The 21,602-nt window shown below is 68.8% G+C and carries 22 protein-coding genes; 12 read left to right on the forward strand and 10 right to left on the reverse strand.

Translation table 11 applies throughout. From position 1 onward, the window contains the following. The first annotated feature begins 3 nt into the window (after positions 1–3). Positions 4–1,524, forward strand: a complete 1,521-nt coding sequence (locus tag Ato02nite_RS26645) for a PrsW family intramembrane metalloprotease (RefSeq protein ID WP_213009364.1) — start codon at positions 4–6, stop codon at positions 1,522–1,524. 12 nt (positions 1,525–1,536) lie between these two features. Here the strand turns inward: Ato02nite_RS26645 and Ato02nite_RS26650 are convergent, their stop codons facing one another. After that, positions 1,537–1,833, reverse strand: a complete 297-nt coding sequence (locus Ato02nite_RS26650; protein WP_213009418.1) for a GroES family chaperonin — start codon at positions 1,831–1,833, stop codon at positions 1,537–1,539. Between the two features lie 192 nt (positions 1,834–2,025). On the opposite strand from Ato02nite_RS26650, the gene Ato02nite_RS26655 reads away from it, so the two are divergent. After that, a complete protein-coding gene (locus Ato02nite_RS26655) occupies positions 2,026–3,300 on the forward strand; it encodes an AI-2E family transporter (protein WP_246607438.1) in 1,275 nt (424 codons plus the stop codon). 18 nt (positions 3,301–3,318) lie between these two features. Here the strand turns inward: Ato02nite_RS26655 and Ato02nite_RS26660 are convergent, their stop codons facing one another. From Ato02nite_RS26660 to Ato02nite_RS26675, 5 genes are all read right to left on the reverse strand, one after another. Continuing rightward, entirely contained in the window at positions 3,319–3,648 is a 330-nt protein-coding gene (locus Ato02nite_RS26660; RefSeq protein ID WP_213009365.1) for a DUF1416 domain-containing protein, read from the reverse strand. Between the two features lie 2 nt (positions 3,649–3,650). Continuing rightward, positions 3,651–4,499 carry a sulfurtransferase gene (locus tag Ato02nite_RS26665; protein WP_213009366.1) on the reverse strand — a complete coding sequence of 283 codons (849 nt, stop codon included), beginning with the start codon at positions 4,497–4,499 and terminating at the stop codon, positions 3,651–3,653. A 167-nt stretch (positions 4,500–4,666) separates the two neighbouring features. Further along, a complete protein-coding gene (locus Ato02nite_RS53075) occupies positions 4,667–4,876 on the reverse strand; it encodes an Ms5788A family Cys-rich leader peptide (protein ID WP_369076926.1) in 210 nt (69 codons plus the stop codon). Next, the gene (locus tag Ato02nite_RS26670; RefSeq protein ID WP_246607439.1) at positions 4,815–5,609 is read right to left on the reverse strand and encodes an LmeA family phospholipid-binding protein; all 795 of its coding nucleotides are present in this window, start codon (positions 5,607–5,609) and stop codon (positions 4,815–4,817) included. The genes Ato02nite_RS53075 and Ato02nite_RS26670 overlap by 62 nt, the downstream gene beginning before the upstream one ends. A 64-nt stretch (positions 5,610–5,673) precedes the next feature. Next, positions 5,674–6,663 carry a hypothetical protein gene (locus Ato02nite_RS26675; RefSeq protein WP_213009421.1) on the reverse strand — a complete coding sequence of 330 codons (990 nt, stop codon included), beginning with the start codon at positions 6,661–6,663 and terminating at the stop codon, positions 5,674–5,676. A 292-nt stretch (positions 6,664–6,955) separates the two neighbouring features. On the opposite strand from Ato02nite_RS26675, the gene Ato02nite_RS26680 reads away from it, so the two are divergent. Both Ato02nite_RS26680 and mshD read left to right on the forward strand, forming a co-directional pair. After that, positions 6,956–7,672 (forward strand): winged helix-turn-helix transcriptional regulator, encoded by a 717-nt coding sequence (locus tag Ato02nite_RS26680; protein WP_203812040.1) that lies wholly within the window; start codon positions 6,956–6,958, stop codon positions 7,670–7,672. A gap of 5 nt (positions 7,673–7,677) precedes the next feature. Then, positions 7,678–8,547, forward strand: a complete 870-nt coding sequence (gene mshD, locus Ato02nite_RS26685) for a mycothiol synthase (RefSeq protein WP_213009367.1) — start codon at positions 7,678–7,680, stop codon at positions 8,545–8,547. Positions 8,548–8,931: 384 nt separating this feature from the next. Here mshD and Ato02nite_RS26690 read toward each other — a convergent pair whose 3' ends face one another. Both Ato02nite_RS26690 and Ato02nite_RS26695 read right to left on the reverse strand, forming a co-directional pair. Next, the gene (locus tag Ato02nite_RS26690; RefSeq protein WP_213009368.1) at positions 8,932–9,372 is read right to left on the reverse strand and encodes a universal stress protein; all 441 of its coding nucleotides are present in this window, start codon (positions 9,370–9,372) and stop codon (positions 8,932–8,934) included. A gap of 9 nt (positions 9,373–9,381) precedes the next feature. Next, positions 9,382–11,082 (reverse strand): MFS transporter, encoded by a 1,701-nt coding sequence (locus Ato02nite_RS26695; protein WP_213009369.1) that lies wholly within the window; start codon positions 11,080–11,082, stop codon positions 9,382–9,384. Between the two features lie 293 nt (positions 11,083–11,375). Here Ato02nite_RS26695 and pstS point away from each other — a divergent pair, with 293 nt between their 5' ends. From pstS to pstB, 4 genes are read left to right on the forward strand one after another with little or no spacing between them, the layout of a single operon-like run. Further along, on the forward strand, positions 11,376–12,470 hold the full coding sequence (gene pstS / locus Ato02nite_RS26700) for a phosphate ABC transporter substrate-binding protein PstS (RefSeq protein WP_213009370.1): 1,095 nt from the start codon (positions 11,376–11,378) through the stop codon (positions 12,468–12,470). 40 nt (positions 12,471–12,510) lie between these two features. Then, the gene (gene pstC / locus Ato02nite_RS26705) at positions 12,511–13,578 is read left to right on the forward strand and encodes a phosphate ABC transporter permease subunit PstC (RefSeq protein ID WP_213009371.1); all 1,068 of its coding nucleotides are present in this window, start codon (positions 12,511–12,513) and stop codon (positions 13,576–13,578) included. 32 nt (positions 13,579–13,610) lie between these two features. After that, a complete protein-coding gene (gene pstA / locus Ato02nite_RS26710) occupies positions 13,611–14,660 on the forward strand; it encodes a phosphate ABC transporter permease PstA (RefSeq protein WP_438873077.1) in 1,050 nt (349 codons plus the stop codon). 11 nt (positions 14,661–14,671) lie between these two features. Further along, positions 14,672–15,448 (forward strand): phosphate ABC transporter ATP-binding protein PstB, encoded by a 777-nt coding sequence (gene pstB, locus Ato02nite_RS26715; protein ID WP_203812058.1) that lies wholly within the window; start codon positions 14,672–14,674, stop codon positions 15,446–15,448. A gap of 30 nt (positions 15,449–15,478) precedes the next feature. Here pstB and Ato02nite_RS26720 read toward each other — a convergent pair whose 3' ends face one another. Beyond that, positions 15,479–16,297 carry an NUDIX hydrolase gene (locus Ato02nite_RS26720; protein WP_213009422.1) on the reverse strand — a complete coding sequence of 273 codons (819 nt, stop codon included), beginning with the start codon at positions 16,295–16,297 and terminating at the stop codon, positions 15,479–15,481. 135 nt (positions 16,298–16,432) lie between these two features. Between Ato02nite_RS26720 and Ato02nite_RS26725 the strand changes: the two genes are divergently transcribed. From Ato02nite_RS26725 to Ato02nite_RS26740, 4 genes are all read left to right on the forward strand, one after another. After that, positions 16,433–17,410: a Gfo/Idh/MocA family protein gene (locus tag Ato02nite_RS26725; RefSeq protein WP_213009373.1), complete on the forward strand. Its 978-nt coding sequence runs from the start codon at positions 16,433–16,435 to the stop codon at positions 17,408–17,410. Between the two features lie 14 nt (positions 17,411–17,424). Further along, positions 17,425–18,471 carry a LacI family DNA-binding transcriptional regulator gene (locus tag Ato02nite_RS26730; RefSeq protein WP_213009374.1) on the forward strand — a complete coding sequence of 349 codons (1,047 nt, stop codon included), beginning with the start codon at positions 17,425–17,427 and terminating at the stop codon, positions 18,469–18,471. Between the two features lie 32 nt (positions 18,472–18,503). Beyond that, positions 18,504–20,129 (forward strand): glycoside hydrolase family 13 protein, encoded by a 1,626-nt coding sequence (locus tag Ato02nite_RS26735; RefSeq protein WP_213009375.1) that lies wholly within the window; start codon positions 18,504–18,506, stop codon positions 20,127–20,129. Between the two features lie 262 nt (positions 20,130–20,391). Next, positions 20,392–20,529: a hypothetical protein gene (locus Ato02nite_RS26740; protein WP_213009376.1), complete on the forward strand. Its 138-nt coding sequence runs from the start codon at positions 20,392–20,394 to the stop codon at positions 20,527–20,529. Between the two features lie 66 nt (positions 20,530–20,595). Here the strand turns inward: Ato02nite_RS26740 and Ato02nite_RS26745 are convergent, their stop codons facing one another. Beyond that, entirely contained in the window at positions 20,596–21,600 is a 1,005-nt protein-coding gene (locus Ato02nite_RS26745) for an inorganic phosphate transporter (protein ID WP_213009377.1), read from the reverse strand. Positions 21,601–21,602: the final 2 nt, after the last annotated feature.

The following is a 21,602-nucleotide window of genomic DNA, read 5'->3' on the forward strand; positions in this document are numbered from 1 at the left end:
GTCATGGCCGACGTTTCGCCGGGCGGGCCGCCGCCCGACCCCTACGCCGTGGCATACGCGTCACCGCCCACGCCCGACGTAACGCCGGCCGGAGCCGGTCTGCCGGCCGCCGCCGGTCGCAAGACCGGTTGGCGGCGCTGGCTGCCGATGGCCATCGTGATCAGCGGCCTCGGGCTGGCCGCCATCGCGATGCTGCTGTTCCTCGGCGTCGACATCGGCATCGTCGGCCTCACCGTCGGCCTGATCGCCGCGATGCTGCCGGTGCCGCTGCTGGTGGCCAGCTTCATGTGGCTCGACCGCTACGAGCCCGAGCCGGTGCGCTTCCTGGCGTTCTGCTTCGTGTGGGGAGCCGCGGTCGCCACCGGTGTCGCGCTGGTGGTCAACACCGCCGCCTCGGTCTGGTTCGACCGCTGGGGGCTGCCGGACGCCCTGGTCGCGGTGCTGGTGGCGCCGTTCATCGAGGAGTCGATGAAGGCCGCGGGCCCGATCCTGCTGAGCTGGCGGCGGCGCAGCGAGTGGTCCGGCATCACCGACGGCATCGTCTACTGCGGCATGTCGGCGATCGGCTTCGCCATGGTGGAGAACATCCTCTACCTCGGCAAACACGGCTACGCCACCGGCGTCGAGGAGTACGGCCCGGCCACCGGCCTGCAAAATCTCTTCCTGATCTTCATCGTGCGCATCCTGTTCACCGGCTTCGCGCACCCGCTCTTCACCTCGATGACCGGCATCGGCCTGGGCATCGCCACCCGCTCCGGCGACCGCCGGGTCCGCTGGCTCGCGCCGGTCGCCGGGCTGCTGCTGGCGATGATCCTGCACGGCACGTTCAACCTGCTGCCGACGCTCTCGGTGAGCTTCTCCCAACCCCTGATCATGCTGTACGGCTACCTGGGCTTCATGGTGCCGTTCTTCTTCGCCGTGGTCGGTTTCGCGATCGCGCTGCGCTCCTGGGAGGGCCGGCTGACCGAGCGGGTCCTGCCGCTCTATGTGCGCAGTGGCTGGTTCTCGCCGCCCGAGGTGGCGGCGCTGGGCAGCCTGGGCCGGCGGCACTCGGCCCGGCAGTGGGCCAAGCGGGTGGCCGGCCCGGCCGGGGCCAAGGCGATGCGCGACTTCCAGTTCGCCGCGACCCAGCTGGCCCTGCTCCGCGACGGCATGCAGCGCGGCCTGCACGCGCGGCCGCTGGAGCAGCAGGTCGACCTGACCGAGGAGCACCGTCTGCTGGTCGACCTGCAGGGTTACCGCACGGCGTTCAACGGGAAGGACCCGACGGCTCCGCAGGCCTTCTGGGACGGCGTCAACTACCAGCTGCTGTTCCCGGACGGCGTGGCCCGGACGGTCGCGGCACCGGAGAGCCCGGTGGTGCCGGTCCCGATCCGGCTGGCCCCGGCCTACCACCCGTACGGCGGCGGTTATCCCCAGCCGTTCTCGGCGCCGCCGGCCTACCCGCCGGGTTACGGCACGTGGGGGAACGGGCCTTCGGCCTACGGGGGCGGATATCCCGCTCCGCCGCCCCGCCAGAACTGATCCGGGGCGGTCTCAGAGGTAGAGGCCGGTGCCGTCCGGCTCGACCCGGCTCGCGGCCACCGCGTGTACGTCCCGCTCGCGCAGCAGGACGTATTCGCGGCCGTGCAGTTCCACCTCGGAACGCTCCTCCGGGTCGAACAGGACCCGGTCGCCGACCACTATCGACCGCACGTTGGGGCCGATGCCCACCGCGGTCGCCCAGGACAGCCGCCGGCCGACGGACGCGGTCGCCGGGATGACGATGCCGGACACGGATCGCCTCTCGCCCTCGGCGCCGTCCTGGCGAACCAGCACGCGATCATGCAACATCCGGATCGGCAGTCCGGCCTCGGTACGGGTGTCCGTGCTCACGATTGCAGACGGTACGCCGGTGATCCGAGACCCTTGCGCGCCGGTCCGGATGGTTTTGCCCGTGGTGCCGGAGGGGTCTGAGGGGCACTCGACCATTACGGTGGTTACCGCGTGCCGCGATGGTGCCGTTACCGCGAGGGGGTTGGCCGGTTGAGCCGCTTGCAGCGTGTCCGGGACAACTTGCGCAAGGCCTACGACTCGGGTCGGGAGTCGGTGCGCTCGGCCAGGACCGACGAGGTGGCAGCGGAGGGACCAAGCATCGACGACGACTACGAGCCGCCGCCGCGCGAGCCCGAGCTGGTGCACGATTCGACGAACAGCCGGGACGACGCGGAGGTGCCGCATTCGCTGCGCCTGGCCGCCGCCTGGAGCTGGCGGCTGATCGTGGTGGGGGTGGTCGGCTGGGCGCTGCTGCACTTCGTCGCGATCGTCAGCATCGTGGTGGTCCCGCTGGCCATCGCCCTGCTGCTGTCGGCGTTGCTGGCCCCGGCGGTGGGCTGGCTGCTGCGGTTGCGGCTGCCCCGATCGCTGGCCACGTTCCTGGTGCTGATCTGCGGCATCGGTGCGGTGGCCGGCACCCTGACGCTGGTGATCAGCCAGTTCGTGGACGGTGTGGGCGAGCTGACGCAGAAAGCCAGCGATGGTGTGCGGCAGATCCAGAACTGGGCCCGCACGGGTCCGCTGCACCTCTCCGACGACCAGGTCAACAAGGCGATCGATCAGGGTCAGCAGTGGGTCAACGAGCACACCTCGCAGCTGACCTCGACGGGCATCGCCACCGCGGCGACCCTGTTCGAAGTGGTCGCCGGGATGCTGCTGGTGCTGTTCTCGACCTTCTTCTTCCTGCGCGACGGCCGGAAGATCTGGCGCTTCATCGTGCGGCTGTTCCCGCTGAACGCGCGCTGGTCGCTGGCCGACGCGGGGGACGCGTCCTGGGTGACGCTGAGCGCCTACGTGCGGGCCACCGTGCTGGTGGCGTTCATCGACGCGCTCGGCGTCGGCATCGCCCTGGTGATCCTCAAGGTGCCGTTCCCGTTCCCGCTGGCCGCGCTGGTGTTCCTGGGAGCGTTCATCCCGATCGTCGGCGCGAGCGTGTCGGGTGCGGTGGCGGTGCTGGTCGCGCTGGTCGATCAGGGCTGGGTGATCTCGCTGGTGGTGCTCGGCGCGGTGATCCTGGTGCAGCAGGTGGAGGGCCACCTGCTCCAGCCACTGATCATGGGCCGCGCGGTGGCCATCCACCCGCTCGTGGTGATCATCGGAATCGCCTGCGGTGCCACCCTGGCCGGCATCATCGGAGCCCTGGTGGCGGTGCCGCTGATCGCGGTGCTCAACACCGGCATCCGGCGGCTGTCCCGAACCCGTCCCGAGGTGCCGCCGACCGCGGTCGTAGTAGGAGGCGGGACCCGAACGGATCCCGCCTCCTGAACTGCAACAGAGCGTGGGTCAGGCGGCGGCCACGCTGAGCGCGACCTCGTTGACGCCACGGGTGACGTCGACCGTCAGCTCACCGTTGCCGGCCCGGCTCAGCGCCCGCAGGGTCCACGAACCCGGCGCGGCGAAGAAGCGGAACACGCCCTCGGGCGAGGTGACGACCTCGGCGGTGAACTCGCCGGACGAGTCGAGCAGGCGCACGTACGCGCCCCCGACCGCCTCGCCGTCGGCGGTGTTCACGAAGCCGGTGATGACGGTTTCCTTCTCCAGGTCGACGCTCGCGGGGAGGGGCGCCGACTGGTCGGGGGCGGCGCAACCGGCCGCGATGTTCGGAGACGTCATGGTCACGCCTTTCCGGGCTCGTCGCCGAGCGCGATCGGCACGCCGATGAGCGAGCCGTACTCGGTCCACGAACCGTCGTAGTTCTTCACGTTCTGCTGGCCGAGCAGCTCCTTGAGCACGAACCAGGTGTGCGAGGAGCGCTCGCCGATCCGGCAGTACGCGATGGTGTCCTTGCTGCCGTCCAGGCCGGCCTCGCCGTAGATCTTGCCGAGCTCGTCGTCCGACTTGAACGTGCCGTCCTCGTTGGCCGCCTTGCTCCACGGCACGCTGATCGCCGTGGGGATGTGGCCGGCCCGCTGCGACTGCTCCTGCGGCAGGTGCGCCGGGGCGAGCAGGCGACCCGCGAACTCGTCGGGGCTGCGCACGTCGACCAGGTTCTTCACGCCGATGGCCTGCACGACCTCGTCGCGGAAGGCGCGGATCGACAGGTCGGGCGCGGAGGCCGTGTAGCTGGTCTTGGCCCGGCTCGGCACGTCCTTCGAGTACGGACGGGCGTCGAGCTCCCACTTCTTGCGGCCGCCGTCGAGCAGCACGACGTCGCGGTGGCCGTAGAGCTTGAAGTACCAGTACGCGTACGCGGCGAACCAGTTGTTGTTGCCGCCGTAGAGCACGACCTTGTCGTCGTTGCCGATGCCGCGCTCACTCAGGAGCGCGGAGAACTGCTCCTGGTTGACGAAGTCCCGCCGGACCGGGTCCTGCAGGTCCTGCTTCCAGTCGATCTTGACGGCGCCCGGGATGTGGCCGCCGTCGTAGGCGGTGGTGTCCTCGTCGACCTCGACGAAGACGACGCCCGGAGCGTCGAGGTTCTTCTCGGCCCAGTCGGCCGAAACGAGTGCGGTGTCGCGACTCATCGGTTCACTCCCTTGGTGAGGTGAGAGATGGGGGAGAGTCAGCGCACAGGGATTTGGTCGCACCCCGCGCGGGACCCATTACTGGTTGGGATCTCGGGCTGTGCGACGGCGCCACTGCCGGCCGTTCAGGAGATTCGAGCTAGAAAATGCTCAGCACAGTGGCCCCGTCAGATGACAGGGCGACACAGGCACGCGGCCACGCGACACAGGTCGATCGCGCGCCTTTTCGTGAGCAAGAGGCTCATAGAAATGGACCCTACCAGCGGTTCCAGACCGCGGAACAGCCTCGACCACCATCCGGGATCGAGTCGGGGGTCACAGGCCACTCGAGTTGAGCGGAACGTCGGTCGCGCCGGCCGTGACCCGCAGGCCCTCATCGGTCGCTTCGACGTTCTGAACGGTGAGTTTGAGCGGCAGCGCCGGAACTCGAAGATCAAAGGCCAACTTATTGACGTACGAGTTGACGAGGCCCTTGACGATCGGGTTGTCCGGCAGACCCTCGGCCGACACATTGCTGAAACGCACCTGAACCACGTTCCCGTTCTTGACGGTCAGCTGCGCGGTGCCGGTGACGTTGACCGTCTGGCCGAGCACCTGAACCGGCGCCGAGCCGGTCAGCTTGCCGTCCTTGGCGGCCAGCTTCACACCCGGCTGCCCGACCAGCTCGACGAGTTGCGCGTAGTCGACCAGGCCGACGCCGGTGACCGTGCCCGCCACGATGTCGCCGGTGCCGGAGCGGATCGTCTCCAGCGGCGCGACCACGTCCTTCGCCCGTACGTCCAGAAGCTTCATCTTGATCGTGCGGTTGTTCCCGGCCGGGCCGGCGAAGTTGGCCAGCTCGATCTTGATTTCGTCGTACCGGCCCCGGGCCACCTGGGTGATGAACGGGAAGCCCTCGATCGTGACGGCCGGTTTCTCACTGGTCGCCTTCTGATTGGTGACCTGCTCGGCCACCTTGTCGCTGATCATCCGCTCGGCGTAGGAGCGCCCCACCCGGTCGGCCACGAAGGCCGCGCCCAGCACGAGTAGCAACAGCACGATGAACGTGATCAACAGGCGTCGTCCCCACCGTCGCCGCGGCCGGACCTGCTCGCCGTATACCTCGCCCACCGGGCCTCCCGACCATCGACTGTGGTGGACCGTACATGCCCGGTTCTACCGGCCGCCGAAACAGCTATTGGAGATACCAGTGTGCGATGGCGTAGGCGGCCGGGGCGGCCAGCGCGAACGCACCCAGCGGGCCCTGCATGTGCCGGGCCACCCAGAACGTCGGCGCGTCCCCGGCCAGCCGCCGGCCCGCCTCACCGAAGTTCACCGCCAGGTCGACCAGGTTGGCGATCACCGCGGCGATCAGGCCGGCCACCGCGCCCTTCGCCGGCGTGAACGGCAGCACCAGCACGCTGCCCAGCGCCGCCGACGCGAGCGTGCCCAGCATGGAGCCCAGCACCACGCCGGTCGCGCCGCGCGGCACCTGAGCGGCGATCCGCGGCTTCGGGAAAACTGCGTCGGTGGCCCGGGCGACCAGCAACGCCACGCCCGCGCCCGCGGCGCAGACCACGATCGTCTGCGTGCCCAGCGACTGCCGGGTCATGATCACCGGGATCGCGTACGCCACCACACCGAGCACGATCCACAGCGTCGTCCGCCAGGAATCGGTGACCCGTTTACGGTCCTCGGCCCGGAACAACTGCCCGACCACCGCCGCCACGAAGCCGCCCAGCGCGATCAGGAACAGCGGGAACAGCCCCGGCGGCTCCCGGGTCACCGCGAAGTAGTCGGCCACCAGCGCCACCACCGCGCAGACCGCGGCGGTCGCCCCCGCCGCCGGCGGATGCAACGCCATGATCCAGGCGAGCAGGTAGAGCAACTGCACACCGAAGAGGACGATCGCGTACGGCAGTCGGTAGTCGGGTGCGGAGGTCTGCGCACCCAGCGCGAGACCGAGGCCGAGCAGCCCGGCGAAGCCCGCGATGGCCAGCGACAACTGCCGCCGGACCGGGACGACCTGGATCTCCTCGAACTCCTCCTCGTCCTCCGCGTCCGGATCGGTGGCGGGCGTGTCGGCGTCCGGCATCGCACCGTAAAAACCGGTTGGTGGTCGACCCGGGCCCGAACGCGCGATCTCGCGCGAGGCGTCGGGTTCCCAGGGATCTTCCTGCGGCACGGTGGGGAACACGCCTGCGATGGTGCCAGACCCGGGTGCGGTTCGGTCAGGCGCGCTGGGCGGTCCGCTCGGGTAAAAGGCTGGTTACGAATCGGCCGTTCGGCCACCTTACGAGCGTTTACTACATCACTTGCACACACGATGAGGGCGCTCAACCCGATGCATCGGTTAAGGTAACGCCAGCCCACCCGTCGGTGACGCCGGGGAAACAGTCCTCCGGGAGCGGTCCGTTCACATCGGCCGCAGACCGGGTCACCCGAGCGGCGATTGCGCCGCAAGGACGGAGGTGAGTGTGGAAATCCTTCTGTTGGTGACAGCACGCGCCGGCGAGCCCTCTGCCGTGCTGCCCGCGCTGGATCTACTTCCCCACTCCGTACGCACCGCCCCTCGCGACGTCCGCACCCTGGTTTCCGGGCCCAGCCCCGACGCCATCCTGGTGGACGCCCGCTCCGAGCTTTCCGAGGCTCGCGCCACGTGCCGCATGCTGCACGCGACCGGCGTCGGTGTTCCGCTCGTCGCGGTGGTCACCGAGGCGGGCCTGATCGCACTCAACGCCGACTGGGGCGTCGACGACGTCATCCTGGCCAGCGCCGGTCCCGCCGAGGTCGAGGCCCGTCTGCGCCTGGGCGTCGGCCGCCTCAACAACGCCACCGCCGGTGCCGGCGGATCGATCCGGGCCGGCGAGCTCAACATCGACCCGGACACCTACGCGGCGAAGCTCAAGGGCCGCCCGCTCGACCTCACCTACAAGGAGTTCGAGCTGCTCAAGTTCCTGGCCCAGCACCCCGGCCGGGTCTTCACCCGCGACCAGCTGCTGCGCGAGGTCTGGGGCTACGACTACTTCGGTGGCACCCGCACGGTCGACGTCCACGTGCGTCGCCTGCGCGCCAAGCTCGGCGTCGAGCACGAGTCGATGATCGGCACCGTGCGCCAGGTCGGCTACAAGTTCGTCGTGCCGCCGACCGGCCGCCAGCTGCCCGACAACGAGCCGGTCTCCCTCCCGGTCTGAAATCCATGACGAAAATCCGGTCGCTTGACCGGTTGAGTGACGCCGAGGTGGCCGACGTTCTCGCGTTGGCAACCTCGGCCTCCCTCGCCGACGGGGTCTATCCACTGTCGGAAGATGTTGTCCTCCGCGTCCGTAACGGGGGCGGACTCCACCTGCTGTCGCAGGCCGAAGACGGCGTGCTGGCGGGCTACGCCTTCGTCGACAAATCAGGCTCGGGCGAGCTGGTCGTCGCCCCCGCCTATCGCCGGCAGGGGCACGGCACTGCGCTGCTCGCGGCCGCCGGTAGTGGCACGCTGGCTTTCTGGGCGCACGGGGACGAACCCGGCGCTCATGCCTTCGCGGAGAAGAACGGATTCAGCCGGGCGCGGGTGCTGTGGCAGATGCGCCGTTCCCTGACCGACTTCACCGCCGAATCCGTGCTGCCCGAGGGCATTACTATTCGGCCGTTCAGTGTCGGGCATGACGAAGAAGCTTGGCTTGGGGTCAATGCCCGGGCCTTCGCTCATCATCCTGAGCAAGGGCGCTGGACCCTCGACGACCTGCGGTTACGCGAGACCGAGCCTTGGTTTGATCCGGCCGGGTTTCTCCTGGCCGTCGATATCTCGGACACTCTGGTCGGGTTTCACTGGACCAAGGTTCATCCGCCGTCGGGGAACGATCCGGCATTGGGTGAGATTTACGTCTTGGGCGTTGATCCCGGGGGGCATCGGCGCGGGTTGGGTGTTGCCTTGAGTGTCGCTGGTCTTCGGCATCTGGCTGATGCTGGGCTTACTCAGGCGCTTCTCTACGTCGATGAGTCTAATGCTGCTGCTGTGGCGCTTTATCGGAAGCTTGGCTTTTCGGTTTATAAGACTGACGTCAATTATCAGCGGTAAGCGCTTCGCTTTCGGGGCGCCCCGGACCCCGGCCGGGCGCTCGGAGATGCCTGCCTCTTCGCTTTCGCCTTGCTTGGTGTTGGGCTTTAGAGCTTGGCTTGGGGTGGGCTGTTGCTCGGGCTCGGCTGCCTGTCGTGGGGGTTGCTGCTTGGGGTCGGGCTTGGGCGTGGGGGCTGCTGCTGGGGTCGGGCTTGGCGCGGGGCGTGCTGCTTGGGCGCGAGCTTGGCGCGGGGGCTGCTGCGGCGATCTTGTTGAGTTTGGGTTCGGAGCGGACTGGAAGTCGACAACCTTGGGCTTTGGCCGCCTCGCATATCGTAAATAGGCGTTTCGTCGAGCGGAGTTTGTCCGCTTTCTGGGACGCTTCGCCGTCAGATGGGAAAGGCGCTAGGGGACTACCGTTACGGGCCACTTTCCGTAGCGGACCAGGCGGATTGCCAATGAGCCGGCTATGCGGTGGCCGAAGCTTGCTGAGGAACCCACTATCAGTGCGTCCGCCCTTGTTTCTTTTGCTACTTCGGCCAGCACTGTCATGGGGTCACCCTGGCGGATGATTACCTCCGAGTCTGCGCCCCAGCCGTGGATCTCGGCTCTCAGCTGTTGTTCCAGTTCCTCCTGGGCATCCAGGACCGCGTTCACCGCCATGCCGCTGTGGTCGGCGATGGTCAGCAGCGTGGTGGGGGTGGTGCGGGCGTAGACCGCGATCAGGCGGGTGCGCTGGCGCCTTGCCAGGCCGGCAGCGTAGGCGGCGGCTCGCATCGACGTGGGGGAGCCGTCCACCCCGACCACTATTGCGCCGGGGCCGTCGGTTCCTAGCTCGAATCCCATGGCGAGAACCTAAGCCTGGCGCAGGCCCGCCAGCACGGCCGGGTTCAGGGGGTGCGGAGTTTCGCCCTCGCTTAGCAGGACCACGGTGCTTCGGGTGGCGTGGGTCAGGGCCGAGGTGAAGCTTCCCTCGGCGAACTGGGACGCCGGGCCTCGTGCGGAACGGCCCACCGCGACCGTCCGGGCGTGCACCTCGTCGGCGTGCTGGGCCAGGACTCGGCCGGCCGCGGCGTGGTCGCCGACGCTGTGCAGCAGGAGGGCGGTGGCGGTTACGCCTTGGGCGGTCAGCTCGTCGACCAAATCGTTTACCGCCTGCCGGGCATCGCTGTCGTCCTCGGGGTCGATGGCCATCTCCTCGATGATGACCGTCTCCCGGACCCGGACCACCTCCAGCGGGGCGCCGGCCTCCCGGGCGATGGACGCTGCTGCCGCTACTACCTCGGCGGCGTCGGGGGTGGCGCCGATGGCTACCACCACCGGGCGCTGCACCGGAACAGCCTCGCCCACCGGCTCCAGGACGGGAGTCGGTGCCAGGTCGGCCTCGGCCGCGCTGATCAGTCTGTGGCCGCTGGCCAGCACGACTATGGCCAGCAGGAAGGCCACTCCGCCCAGGTAGAACGGGACGCTCAGGTCGAAGCGGTCGGCCAGCTTGCCGGCCACAAACGGGGCCAGGCCGCCGCCGATGAAGCGCACGAAGCCGTACGACGACGAGGCGATCGACCGCTCGACCGGAGCTACCAGCATTACCGCCTGGGTGGTCAGGGTGTTGTTGATGCCGATGAACGCGCCGCTGACGATGACCGCGACGATGACCACGGTGGGGGTGTTCACGCCGGCGGCGATCACGGCCATCACGATGCCCAGCGCGAACATGTTGGCGTAGAGGACCTTGGCCGTGCCGAAGCGGGCCTGCAGCCGGGGCGCGAACCAGACGCTGAACGCGGCTACCAGCAGGCCCCAGCCGGTGAAGACCAGGCCCAGCTTCTCGGCGCCCAACTCCATGGGGTACGGCGCGTAGCCGAGCATGGTGAAGAAGCCCCAGTTGTAGAGCAGCGCCATGATGCCCATGGTCAGCAGGCCGCGGTGGCGCAGCGCTTTGATCGGTGCGGCCAGGGCGGTGGGCTTGGCCGGCTTCGGCAGCTCGGGGACGAAGAGAACGGTGGCTACCAGGGCGATCGCCATCAGCGCGGAGACGCCGAAGAAGGGGCCGCGCCAGCTGATCGAGCCCAGCTCGCCGCCGAGCAGCGGGCCGACCGCGATGCCCAGGCCCAGGGCCGTCTCGTAGAGGATGATCGCCCCGGCGAAGCCGCCGCTGGCCGACGCCACGATTACGGCGAGGCTGGTGGCGATGAACAGGGCGTTGCCCAGGCCCCAGCCGGCCCGGAAGCCGACGATGCCGCCGACCGTGTCGGTGGTGCCGGCCAGGGCCGCGAACACCACGATGATCGCCAGGCCGGTGATGAGCGTGCGCTTCGCCCCGATCCGGCTGGAGACCCAGCCGACCACGAGCATCGCCACCGCGGTGACCACCAGATAGCTGGTGAACAGCAGCGAGACCTGGCTGGGCGTGGCGTGCAGGTCGGACGCCAGCGCCGGGAGGATCGGGTCGACCAGGCCGATGCCCATGAACGAGATCACACAGGCAAAGGCGACGGCCCAGACGGCGCGGGGCTGGCGGAACGGATTCGACGCGGGTTTGGCACCTGAGCTCATAACTGCATTATGCAGCTACCTGGGCGAGGGCGGCCAGTCTCATGCGTCACGGGACGGACACCGCGGGATCTCAGGGCGGTAAAGACTACGCGAAAATGTAGGATTTTTCGGACTTACGTCCCCCGGTTCACGGAACGGACAACTCGGGCTCAGCAGAAAGCAAACTTGAGGTGCGTACGTGTTCACCCTGCGTTCACTTGTGCCGGGGAAACCGGCTACCTGGCCCTTTTAACTTCGGGGTGCGCCGTTGAGATCGGCGCCTGTACCTCACCCCCCGAAGGGAAATTTTCATCGTGAAGCTCCAGCGGTCCGGTTACCTCGCCGGCATTGCTTTGACTGCGACGCTCGCGCTCGCTGCTTGCGGGTCGGACAACACCGCCGAGCCGAGCGGGAGCGACAACTCCGCCGCGCCTGGCAGCTGTTCCTCGGGCAGCCTGACGGCTCAGGGCTCGACGGCCCAGAAGAACGCCATGGACGAGTGGATCAAGGCCTACCAGGCCCAGTGCTCCGGCGCGAAGATCGACTACCAGGGCACCGGCTCGGGCGCCGGCATCCAGGCCTTCATCGCGGGCACGGCCGACTTCGCCGGCTCCGACTCGGCCCTCAAGGACGACGAGCAGAAGCAGGCCGACGCCAAGTGCGCCACCGGCACGGCTCTGAACCTCCCGATGGTCATCGGCCCGATCGCGGTCGTCTACAACCTGGACGGTGTCGACAACCTCCAGCTGGACGCCTCGACGCTGGCCAAGATCTTCGCCGGCAAGATCACCAAGTGGGACGACGCCGCGATCGCCGCTCTCAACAGTGGCGTCAAGCTGCCGTCGACCGCGATCCAGGCCGTGCACCGCTCGGACGAGTCGGGCACGACCGACAACTTCACCAAGTACCTGAGCAAGACCGCCGAGGCCGACTGGACCTTCGGCAACGCCAAGGCGTGGAAGGCTCCGGGCGGCACCGGCGCGGCCAAGTCGGACGGCGTGGCCAGCCAGGTCAAGAGCACCGCGGGCACCATCTCCTACGTGGAGCTCTCGTTCGCCGAGAACAGCGACCTGAAGAAGGCGAAGATCAAGAACGGCGCCGGTGAGTTCACCGAGCTGACCGGTGAGAGCGCCGGCAAGACCATCGAGGGTGCCAAGATCACCGGCACCGGCAACGACCTCAAGCTGTCGATCGACTACGCCACCAGCACCGCGGGTGCGTACCCGATCGTGCTGGTCACCTACGAGATCGCCTGTGAAAAGGGTTCCGCCAAGGCCGCCGACATCAAGGCGTTCCTGAACTACACCTCGAGCACCGCGGGCCAGACGGCGCTGAGCGAGCTGGGCTACGCCCCGCTGCCCGCGTCGATCCAGTCGAAGGTCGCGACCTCCGTCGCCGCCATCAGCTGACGCTGTAACACATCCCTCCGAGACGACAGCGAGCGAGCAGATGGGTGACTACCCCTCGAGCTCGACGAACGCCACCGCCGGCGGCTCGGGCGTGACAGGACGTCACGCCCGGTCCGCCGGCACCGGCGTTTCGCCGAGTAGTTACGAACCCCCGATCGGTGGCGGTGACGGCCTGCCCAAGAAGGCCCGTTTCTCGATGGAGAGCGGGTTCCGCGGGCTCTCCACGGCCGCCGGTGCCATGGTGCTCGTCATCATCGTGGCCATCGCGATCTTCCTGATCTCGAAGGCCGTCCCGGCGCTGCGCGCCGACACGGTGAACTTCCTGAGCTACAAGCAGTGGTTCCCGAACGACGCCGACCCCAAGTTCGGTATCGCGGCGCTCGCCTTCGGCACGGTGCTGTCCTCGGTGATCGCCCTGATCGTCGCGGTGCCGATCGCCCTCGGCATCGCTCTGTTCCTCTCGCACTACGCGCCCAAGCGGCTCGCCAACCCGCTCGGCTTCGTCATCGACCTGCTCGCGGCCGTGCCCAGTGTGGTCTTCGGACTCTGGGGCCGGGACGTCTTCCTCGAGCCGGTGCGTGACTTCTCGGTCTGGCTCAACCACTACTTCAGCTGGCTGCCGATCTTCGGTGGCGACGGCCCGTTCGGCCGGTCGATCCTGCTCGGCAGCCTGGTGCTGGCGATCATGGTGCTGCCGATCGTCACCTCCCTGTCCCGCGAGGTCTTCCAGCAGACCCCGGGGATGAACGAGGAGGCCGCGCTCGCCCTGGGCGCCACCAAGTGGGAGATGATCCGCACCGCGGTCCTGCCGTACGGCAAGCCCGGTGTGATCGCCGCGGTGATGCTCGGCCTCGGCCGCGCACTCGGTGAGACGATCGCCCTGGCGCTGACCCTCGGCACCGTCTTCAGCATCTCGTTCAACGTGATCGAGAACGGCGGCAACTCGATCGCCGCCAACATCGCCAACACGTTCGGCGAGGCCAACGCCACCGGTCGCGGCGCTCTGATCGCCTCCGGTCTGGTGCTGTTCGCCATCACCCTGGTGGTCAACATGGCGGCCCGGGCGATCATCTACCGTCGTCGCGAGTTCCGGGACAGTGCCGCATGAGCCTTCTAGATCGTGAGCTCGCCGGCGTCGTCATGACGCCCGACAACATCCGCACCAAGAAGCTGTCGTTGGTCGCCAACCTCGGCGTCGCGGTGGCCGCGTTCGTGATCGCCGCGGCCGTCGTGCTGGGCTTCGGCATCGGCAACTGGGTGCTCATCGTCGTACTGGGCTGGGTCTTCTACCTCGTCGGGCTGCTCTACGCGGCCGGCCGGGTCGAAGGCCGCCGGGCCGCCCGCAACCGGGCCTGGAAGTCGCTGATCTACTCGGCCTGCATCCTGGCGATCCTCCCGCTCGCGAGCGTCGTCTGGACCCTGGTCTCCAAGGGCGTCGGCCGGCTCGACGGCGACTTCTTCGGCACCTCGATGAACAACATCGGCGCCCGCGACCAGAACGGTGGCGCTTACCACGCCATCATCGGCACCCTCGAGCAGGTCGGCATCGCCGCCCTGATCGCGGTTCCGCTGGGTGTGCTCGGCGCGATCTACCTGGTCGAGTACGGCCGAGGCAAGTTCGCCGGCACCGTCCGGTTCTTCGTGGACGTGATGACCGGTATCCCGTCGATCGTGGCCGGCCTGTTCGTCCTGTCGTTCTGGGTGCTGATCGTGAGCCCGTGGTTCAACGACGGGAACCCGCGGTTCTCCGGCTTCGCCGCCTCGCTGGCACTGTCGGTGCTGATGTTGCCGACGATCGTGCGGTCCACCGAGGAGATGCTGCGCCTGGTGCCCGGCCCGCTGCGAGAGGGCGCCTACGCCCTCGGCGTTCCGCAGTGGAAGACGATCCTCAAGATCGTCGTGCCGACCGCGCTGCCCGGCATCGTCACCGGCGTCATGCTGGCGATCGCCCGCGCCGCCGGCGAGACGGCACCGGTCCTGCTGGTCGCCGGCGGTGCTGCCGCGATCAACTTCGACCCGTTCAACGGCAACCAGTCCTCGCTGGCGCTCTTCGTCTACCAGCAGGCCGGCGACGCCTCGAAGTACGCCCCGGCGCGCGCCTGGACCGCCGCGCTGACCCTGGTCGCGATCGTGCTGGTGCTGACGATCGCCGCCAAGATGCTCGCCCGTCGCAACAGTTTGACCCGTTAAGAGGTATGACCATGGCCAAGCGCATCGAGGCGAGCAACGTCTCCTCCTACTACGGTTCGTTCAAGGCGATCGACAGCATCTCGATGACCGTCGAGCCCAAGACGATCACCGCCCTGATCGGCCCGTCCGGTTGCGGCAAGTCCACGTTCCTCCGGTCGATCAACCGGATGCACGAGGTGCTGCCGAACGCCCGCATCGAGGGCCGGCTGACCATCGACGAGCAGAACATCTACGACCCGGACGTCGACGTCACCGCCGTCCGTCGGCTGATCGGCATGGTGTTCCAGCGCCCCAACCCGTTCCCGACGATGTCGATCTACGAGAACGTGGTGGCCGGCCTCAAGCTGAACGGCGTCAAGAAGAAGTCGGCGCTGGACGACGCGGCCGAGCAGTCGCTGAAGTCGGCGAACCTCTGGAACGAGGTCAAGGACCGGCTCAACCGGCCCGGTGCCGGCCTCTCCGGCGGCCAGCAGCAGCGTCTCTGCATCGCCCGCACCATCGCGGTCGAGCCGCAGGTCGTGCTGATGGACGAGCCCTGCTCGGCGCTCGACCCGATCTCGACGCTGGCGATCGAGGACCTGATGTTCAAGCTGAAGGACCGCTTCACGATCATCATCGTCACGCACAACATGCAGCAGGCCGCCCGGGTCAGCGACAAGACCGGCTTCTTCTCGATCGACAAGACGGGTGACCCCGGCCGCCTGATCGAGTACGACGACACCCAGAAGATCTTCAGCAACCCGACCCAGAAGAAGACCGAGGACTACATCACCGGCCGCTTCGGCTAGGTCTTTCTCCGCGTCACAGCGCCCTGCTGCTCATTCGATGTGCAGCAGGGCGCTGCCGTCTTCGCGAAAGACAACGCGAGGCATGACCGGCGTCGCGGCATCGCGGCGACTCGAGGCCGCGATCACTTCCGCAATTTTTTCGTACGGGCGGAAAGAGTTCACTGTCGACAACGTAGGCGGGAGCATCGGAAGCTCCTCGGCCGCCTGCGCGCGGGCCCACGCGGCCACCTCACTCTCACCGGACACGTCGCGCGCCGTCTGCCCTTCCGGCAGGAGAGCGACGAAGAACCAGGTGTCGAACCGCTTCGGCTCGAACTCCGGGGTGATCCAGCGCGCCCACGGGAACAGCAGGTCGTCGCGCAGCCGTAGGCCACGGCGCTGCAGGACCTCGGTCAGGGTCAGCTCGCGGGCGGCGATGGCGGCCCGGTCCGCCTCCCAGTCGGCCGCGCTGACGTCGCCCACCACCAGGTCGTCGTCGACCTCCCGGCCGTGCGTCACGGAACCGCCCAGCGTTCCGTCGCTGACCGTCCGGTCCGGTTCGTCGAGCGGCCCGGCCAGAAGGACGCCCGCCTCCTCGAACAGCTCGCGGGCGGCGGCGCCGACGATGGCCCGGGCCTGCTCGTCAGCGACGCCGAGCCGCGAGGCCCAGTCGGTGCGGAGGGTCTCGGGCCGGTCGGTGGGGTCGACCCCGCCACCCGGGAATGCGTAGAGACCGCCGAACACCATGGTTTTCGCGCGCTTCAGCACGTACAGCTGGAATTTGTCCTCGTCGGGGCGCAGGAGGACGACGGTGGCCGCGGGCCGCGGGGTGGCCGGCTCGCCGCGGAACTCGCGCGCCCGCCGGACCATCGCCTCGGGGATCGGAAAGGTCAGCGTGCCTGGCTCTGCGTCGGTCACCGGTCGATCCTCCCACCGGACCGGCCGTCAGCCCGATATTGGGCGGTCGTCGGGGCGGTCGGACGGGCGGCGGATAACGTTGTGATCATGACTGCTCAGAAGGTGCGCTGGGGCATCGTCGGCCCCGGCGGGATCGCCGCCCAGTTCGCCAAGGACCTCCCGCTGGTCGAGGGCGCCGAGCTCGCCGCCGTCGGTTCCCGGTCGGCCGAGACCGCGGCCGCGTTCGCCGAGCGCTACGGTTTCGCCCGCGCCCACGGCTCGTACGCGGATCTCGCCGCCGACCCCGAGGTCGACGTCGTCTACATCGCGACCCCGCACGCGCAGCACTTCGACGCCGCGTTGCGGTGCATCGAGGCCGGCAAGGCCGTCCTGGTCGAGAAGCCGATCACGCTGGACCTGGTCGCGGCGGCTCAGCTGGTGCAGGCCGCGCGCACCAACAACGTCTTCCTGATGGAAGCGATGTGGATGCGGTTCAACCCGGCCATCCGCAAGATCCACGAGCTGGTCGAGGAGGGCGCGATCGGCTGGGTCAGTGCGATCCACGCCGACTTCGGCCTGCAGGGCCCGTTCGAGCCCGAGCACCGGCTGCGCAACCCGCGGCTGGGCGGCGGCGCGCTGCTCGACCTCGGCGTCTACCCGATCAACCTGGCCCACCTGATCATGGGCGCGCCCACCTCGGTGCACGCGTGGGCGCACCTGACGCCGGAGGGCGTGGACGAGAACACCGGCGTGCTGCTCGGCTGGCAGCCCGGCGCGGTCGGCGCGCTGACCTGCAGCATCAACGGTGAGAGCCGCAACGCCGCGTCGATCACCGGCACCGACGGCCGGATCGACCTGCCGCCCGGCTTCTTCATGCCGCGGTCGTTCGTGCTGAACCGGGCCGGCCACGATCCCGAGACGGTCGAGGTCCCGTTCGAGGGAAACGGCTACCAGTTCGAGGCGGCCGAGGTGCAGCGTTGCATCCTGGCCGGTGAGCTGGAAAGCCCGCTCATGTCGCACGCCACCACGCTCGAGCTGATGGGCCTCCTGGACACGATCCGTGCGGATATCGGCGTCGTCTACTGACTAAAGTGGTCCGCATGCCGTCGAGAAGAGTCGGCGGCAAGCCGACTTCGAGCGATGTGGCCGCGGCCGCGGGGGTCTCCCGGTCCGCCGTCTCGTTCGCGTTCAACAACCCGCAGCGCATCTCGACGGCCACTCGCGAGCGGATTCTCGCGGTGGCCGCCGACCTGGGGTATGCGCCGAACACGCTGGCCCGGATGCTGCAGGCCGGCACCACCAACTCGATCGGCGTGCTGCTGCCGCAGCGGCTCGCGCAGATCCTGGAGAACCCGTACTACGCCCGCTTCCTGATGGGGGTCGGGCAGATCTGCGACCAGGAGGGTTACACCCTGCTGCTCACCCCGCCGCTGCAGGACTCGGTGCTCAAGGCGATTCCGTACGCCGCGGTGGACGGCTTCATCGTCTGCGGTCTGGAGACCGAGGGGGCGGAGGTGGCCGAGCTGATCCGGCGGGACATCCCGTTCGTGCTGATCGACTCGGACCGCTACGAGAACGCGCCGAGTGTCGAGGTGGACGACTGGGGCGGGGCCCGGGAGGTGACCCGCTACCTGCTGGAGCTCGGTCACCGGCGGATCGCCGTACTCTCCATCGCACCCGGACCGGACGTCGCCGAGCGGGGATATCGCGGCCCGTTGGGCCGCCGGATGAGTGGCATCGAGGATGCCCTCGCCGCATCCGGCCTGACCATGGCCGACGTCGCGCTGGCCGAGGTGCCGGTGACGCGGGTCGACGGTTACCGCGCGACCAAGGAACTGCTGGCCGCGCCGGAGCGGCCGACCGCGATCATGGCGCTCTCCGACGTGCTCGCCTACGGCGCGGTGGACGCCCTGCAGGAGCTGGGCCTCAGCGTGCCCGACGACGTCTCGGTGACCGGCTTCGACGACCTGGCCGAGTCGGCCTGGTTCCGGCCGCGGCTGACCACCGTGCGGCAGCCCATAGTCACCAAGGGCAGAAGTGCCGCTGCTTTCCTCATCTCTGCCGTTCGGGGGGAGGACCAGCACCCCCACCAGCTGCTCGGCACCAACCTGATGGTCCGCGACTCGGCGGTCAAACCGCTGATGTAACACGAGTTAGTAACCTGCTACGGTGCTGGCTTATGACTTCAGGGTTGTCTTCGTGGTGGCGCGATGCGGTGATCTACCAGATCTATCCCCGCAGCTTCGCCGACCTGAACGGTGACGGCATCGGCGACCTGCCGGGCATCCGCAGCCGCCTGCCGTACCTGCGTGATCTCGGCGTCGACGCGGTGTGGCTCTCGCCGTTCTACCTGTCCCCGCAGGCCGACGCCGGCTACGACGTGGCCGACTACCGCACCGTGGATCCGATCTTCGGCACCGTCGACGACGCCCGCGGCCTGGTCGCCGACGCGCACGAGATCGGCCTGCGCGTCATCGTCGACCTGGTGCCCAACCACTCCTCGGACCAGCACGTCTGGTTCCAGCAGGCGCTCGCCGAGGGGCCCGGCTCACCGCTGCGCGAGCGGTATCACTTCCGGGACGGCCGCGGTTCACAGGGCGAGCTCCCGCCGAACGACTGGCCGTCCATCTTCGGTGGTCCGGCGTGGACTCGGGTCGAGGACGGCCAGTGGTACATGCACCTGTTCGCCCCCGAACAGCCCGACTTCAACTGGGACCACCCGGCGGTCGCCGACGAGTTCCGTACGATTCTGCGCTTCTGGCTGGACCTTGGGGTTGACGGTTTCCGCATCGACGTGGCGCACGGCCTGGTGAAGGAAGAAGGCCTGCCGGACATCGGCCACGAGGCGACCTGGCACCTGCTCGACGTCGGCGAGAGCCCGTGCTTCGACCGCGACGGCGTGCACGACATCTACCGCAGCTGGCGCCGGATCCTCGACGAGTACCCCGGCGAGCGCATCGCGGTGGCCGAGGCCTGGGCGCCCACCCTCTCCCGGGTGGCCAACTACGTCCGCCCCGACGAACTGCACCAGGCGTTCAACTTCAGCTACCTGGGCACGGCCTGGGAAGCCGGCGCGCAGCGCGCCATGATCGACGCCTCGCTGGCCGCCAACGACGCAGTCGGCGCACCCACCACGTGGACGCTGTCCAACCACGACGTGGTCCGGCACACCCACCGCCTCATGCAGGTCAACGAGGGCGACGTGGCCGGCAGGAAGCCCACCGAGGTCGACCGGGTCGCCGGCCTGCGCCGAGCCCGGGCGGCGTCGCTGCTGCTGCTCGCGCTGCCCGGCTCCGCCTACCTCTACCAGGGCGAGGAGCTGGGCCTGCCGGAGGTCATCGACCTGCCGCCGGAGGTGCGTCAGGACCCGGCGTTCCACCGCGCGACCGGCCAGGACGGCTACCGCGACGGCTGCCGGGTGCCGATCCCGTGGTCGGGCACTTCCGCACCCTACGGCTTCGGTCCCGAGGGCGGCCCCAGCTGGCTGCCCCAGCCCGACTCGTGGGCGTCGCTGAGCGTGGAAGCTCAGGACGGCGTGGCCGGCTCCACGCTGACCATGTACCGCGAGGCGCTGACCCTGCGCCGCAAGGTCTTCGCCGCCGCCGACCCCCTGACCTGGCGCGACGCACCGGCCGGCGTACTCACCTTCGACCGAGGCGCAGGCTTCCGCTGCACGGTCAACATGAGCACCGAGCCGGCCCGGCTGCAAGCCCCCGGCCGGCTGCTGACCACCAGCGGCCCGGTAACGGTGGAAGACGGCACCGCCATACTCCCGCCGGACACCACCGTCTGGTGGTCGATCTAGGAGTCAAGCGGTGGGGTGCCGCCCGCCTGCGACGGCCGCCACCTCACCGCCCCGACGTCGCCCTGGCCGATCCTCCCGCGTGTCTGAGCTTCCGCTTTGGCGAGCCACCCAGCGTCAGCGCGGTACCGTCCTCGGCGCGGTTCTGCATGCCGTCCTCCTTCGGCGAGGCAACCTTGTCGCGCTATAGTCGCGAGTCAGCTAGCTTCAAGACTAGCGAATGCCCGCCTTGCGGTGCACCTGGCGGAGCCGGAGAGGAACGCTGATGAGCGATTTCACGGACTGGCGCGATGTCAAGGCGAAGGCTCGTGAAATCGATCCCCACTGGCATGACGCGGACCGCGTCGAGCAGCGGGCGCTGATGCGAGGAGATGCTCAAGTCGGTCCAGAACCGCGAGCATGACGACTTCCTGTTCGGAGCGAACAGCAGTTCTTCAAGATCGCGGCCCCCGCTGCTGCAACCGGCGGCTCAGTTGAAGAGGGGGCGGACGGCGAAGTAGCAGAGGGCGGCGATGCCGCCGGCGCCCGGGAAGGTCAGGATCCAGGCGCCGACGATGTTGCCGGCCACGCCCCAGCGGACCGCCGACAGCTTCTTGGTGGCGCCTACGCCCATGATCGCCGAGGTGATCGTGTGGGTGGTGCTGATCGGGGCGCCCAGGCCGATGCCGAACGTGAAGAGCAGGCTGCTCGCCACCGCCTCGGCGGCGAAACCCTCCGGTGGGCCCAGGTCGATGATCTTTCGGCCCAGGGTGCGGATGATGCGCCAGCCGCCGGCGTACGTGCCGAGCGCCAGCACCGTCGCCGACGTCCAGTACGCCCACTGCGGGATGTGGTCCTTGTCGCTCTGGAAGCCGCCTACGTAGAGGGCCAGCACCACGACGCCGATGGTTTTCGCAGCGTCCTGCAGGCCGTGCCCGATCGACATCAGAGCGGCCGAGACGGTCTGGGCCCAGCGGAAGCCGCGGTTCAGCTTGGCGGGGCGGCCCTTTCGGAAGGTCCACATCAGGGCGACCATGACCAGGAAGCCGAGCACGAAGCCGGCCACCGGGGAAAGGATCATCGGCAGGACCACTTTTTCGAGGATGCCGTTCCAGTGCACGCCGGCGCCGGCGACGAGGGCCGCGCCGACCAGGCCGCCGATCAGCGCGTGCGAGGACGACGAGGGCAGCCCGAAATACCAGGTGATCAGGTTCCAGGCGATGGCACCCAGCACACCGGCCAGGACCAGCGCCAGGCCGCTGAGTTCCTGCGGCACATCGATGAGGCCGCTGCCGACGGTCTTCGCGACCTTCTCGCCGAAGTGGGTGCCGATGAAGTTGCCGATGGCCGCCATGAGCAGCGCGACCCGCGGAGTCAGGGCCCGGGTGCTGACGCTGGTGGCAATGGCGTTCGCCGCGTCGTGGAAGCCGTTGGTGTAGTCGAACACCATCGCCGCCAGGATCACCGCGAGGACGGCGATGAGTTCGGCTGACAAGG

This window comes from Paractinoplanes toevensis (assembly GCF_018332695.1).
Classification (GTDB): Bacteria; Actinomycetota; Actinomycetes; order Mycobacteriales; family Micromonosporaceae; genus Actinoplanes; species Actinoplanes toevensis.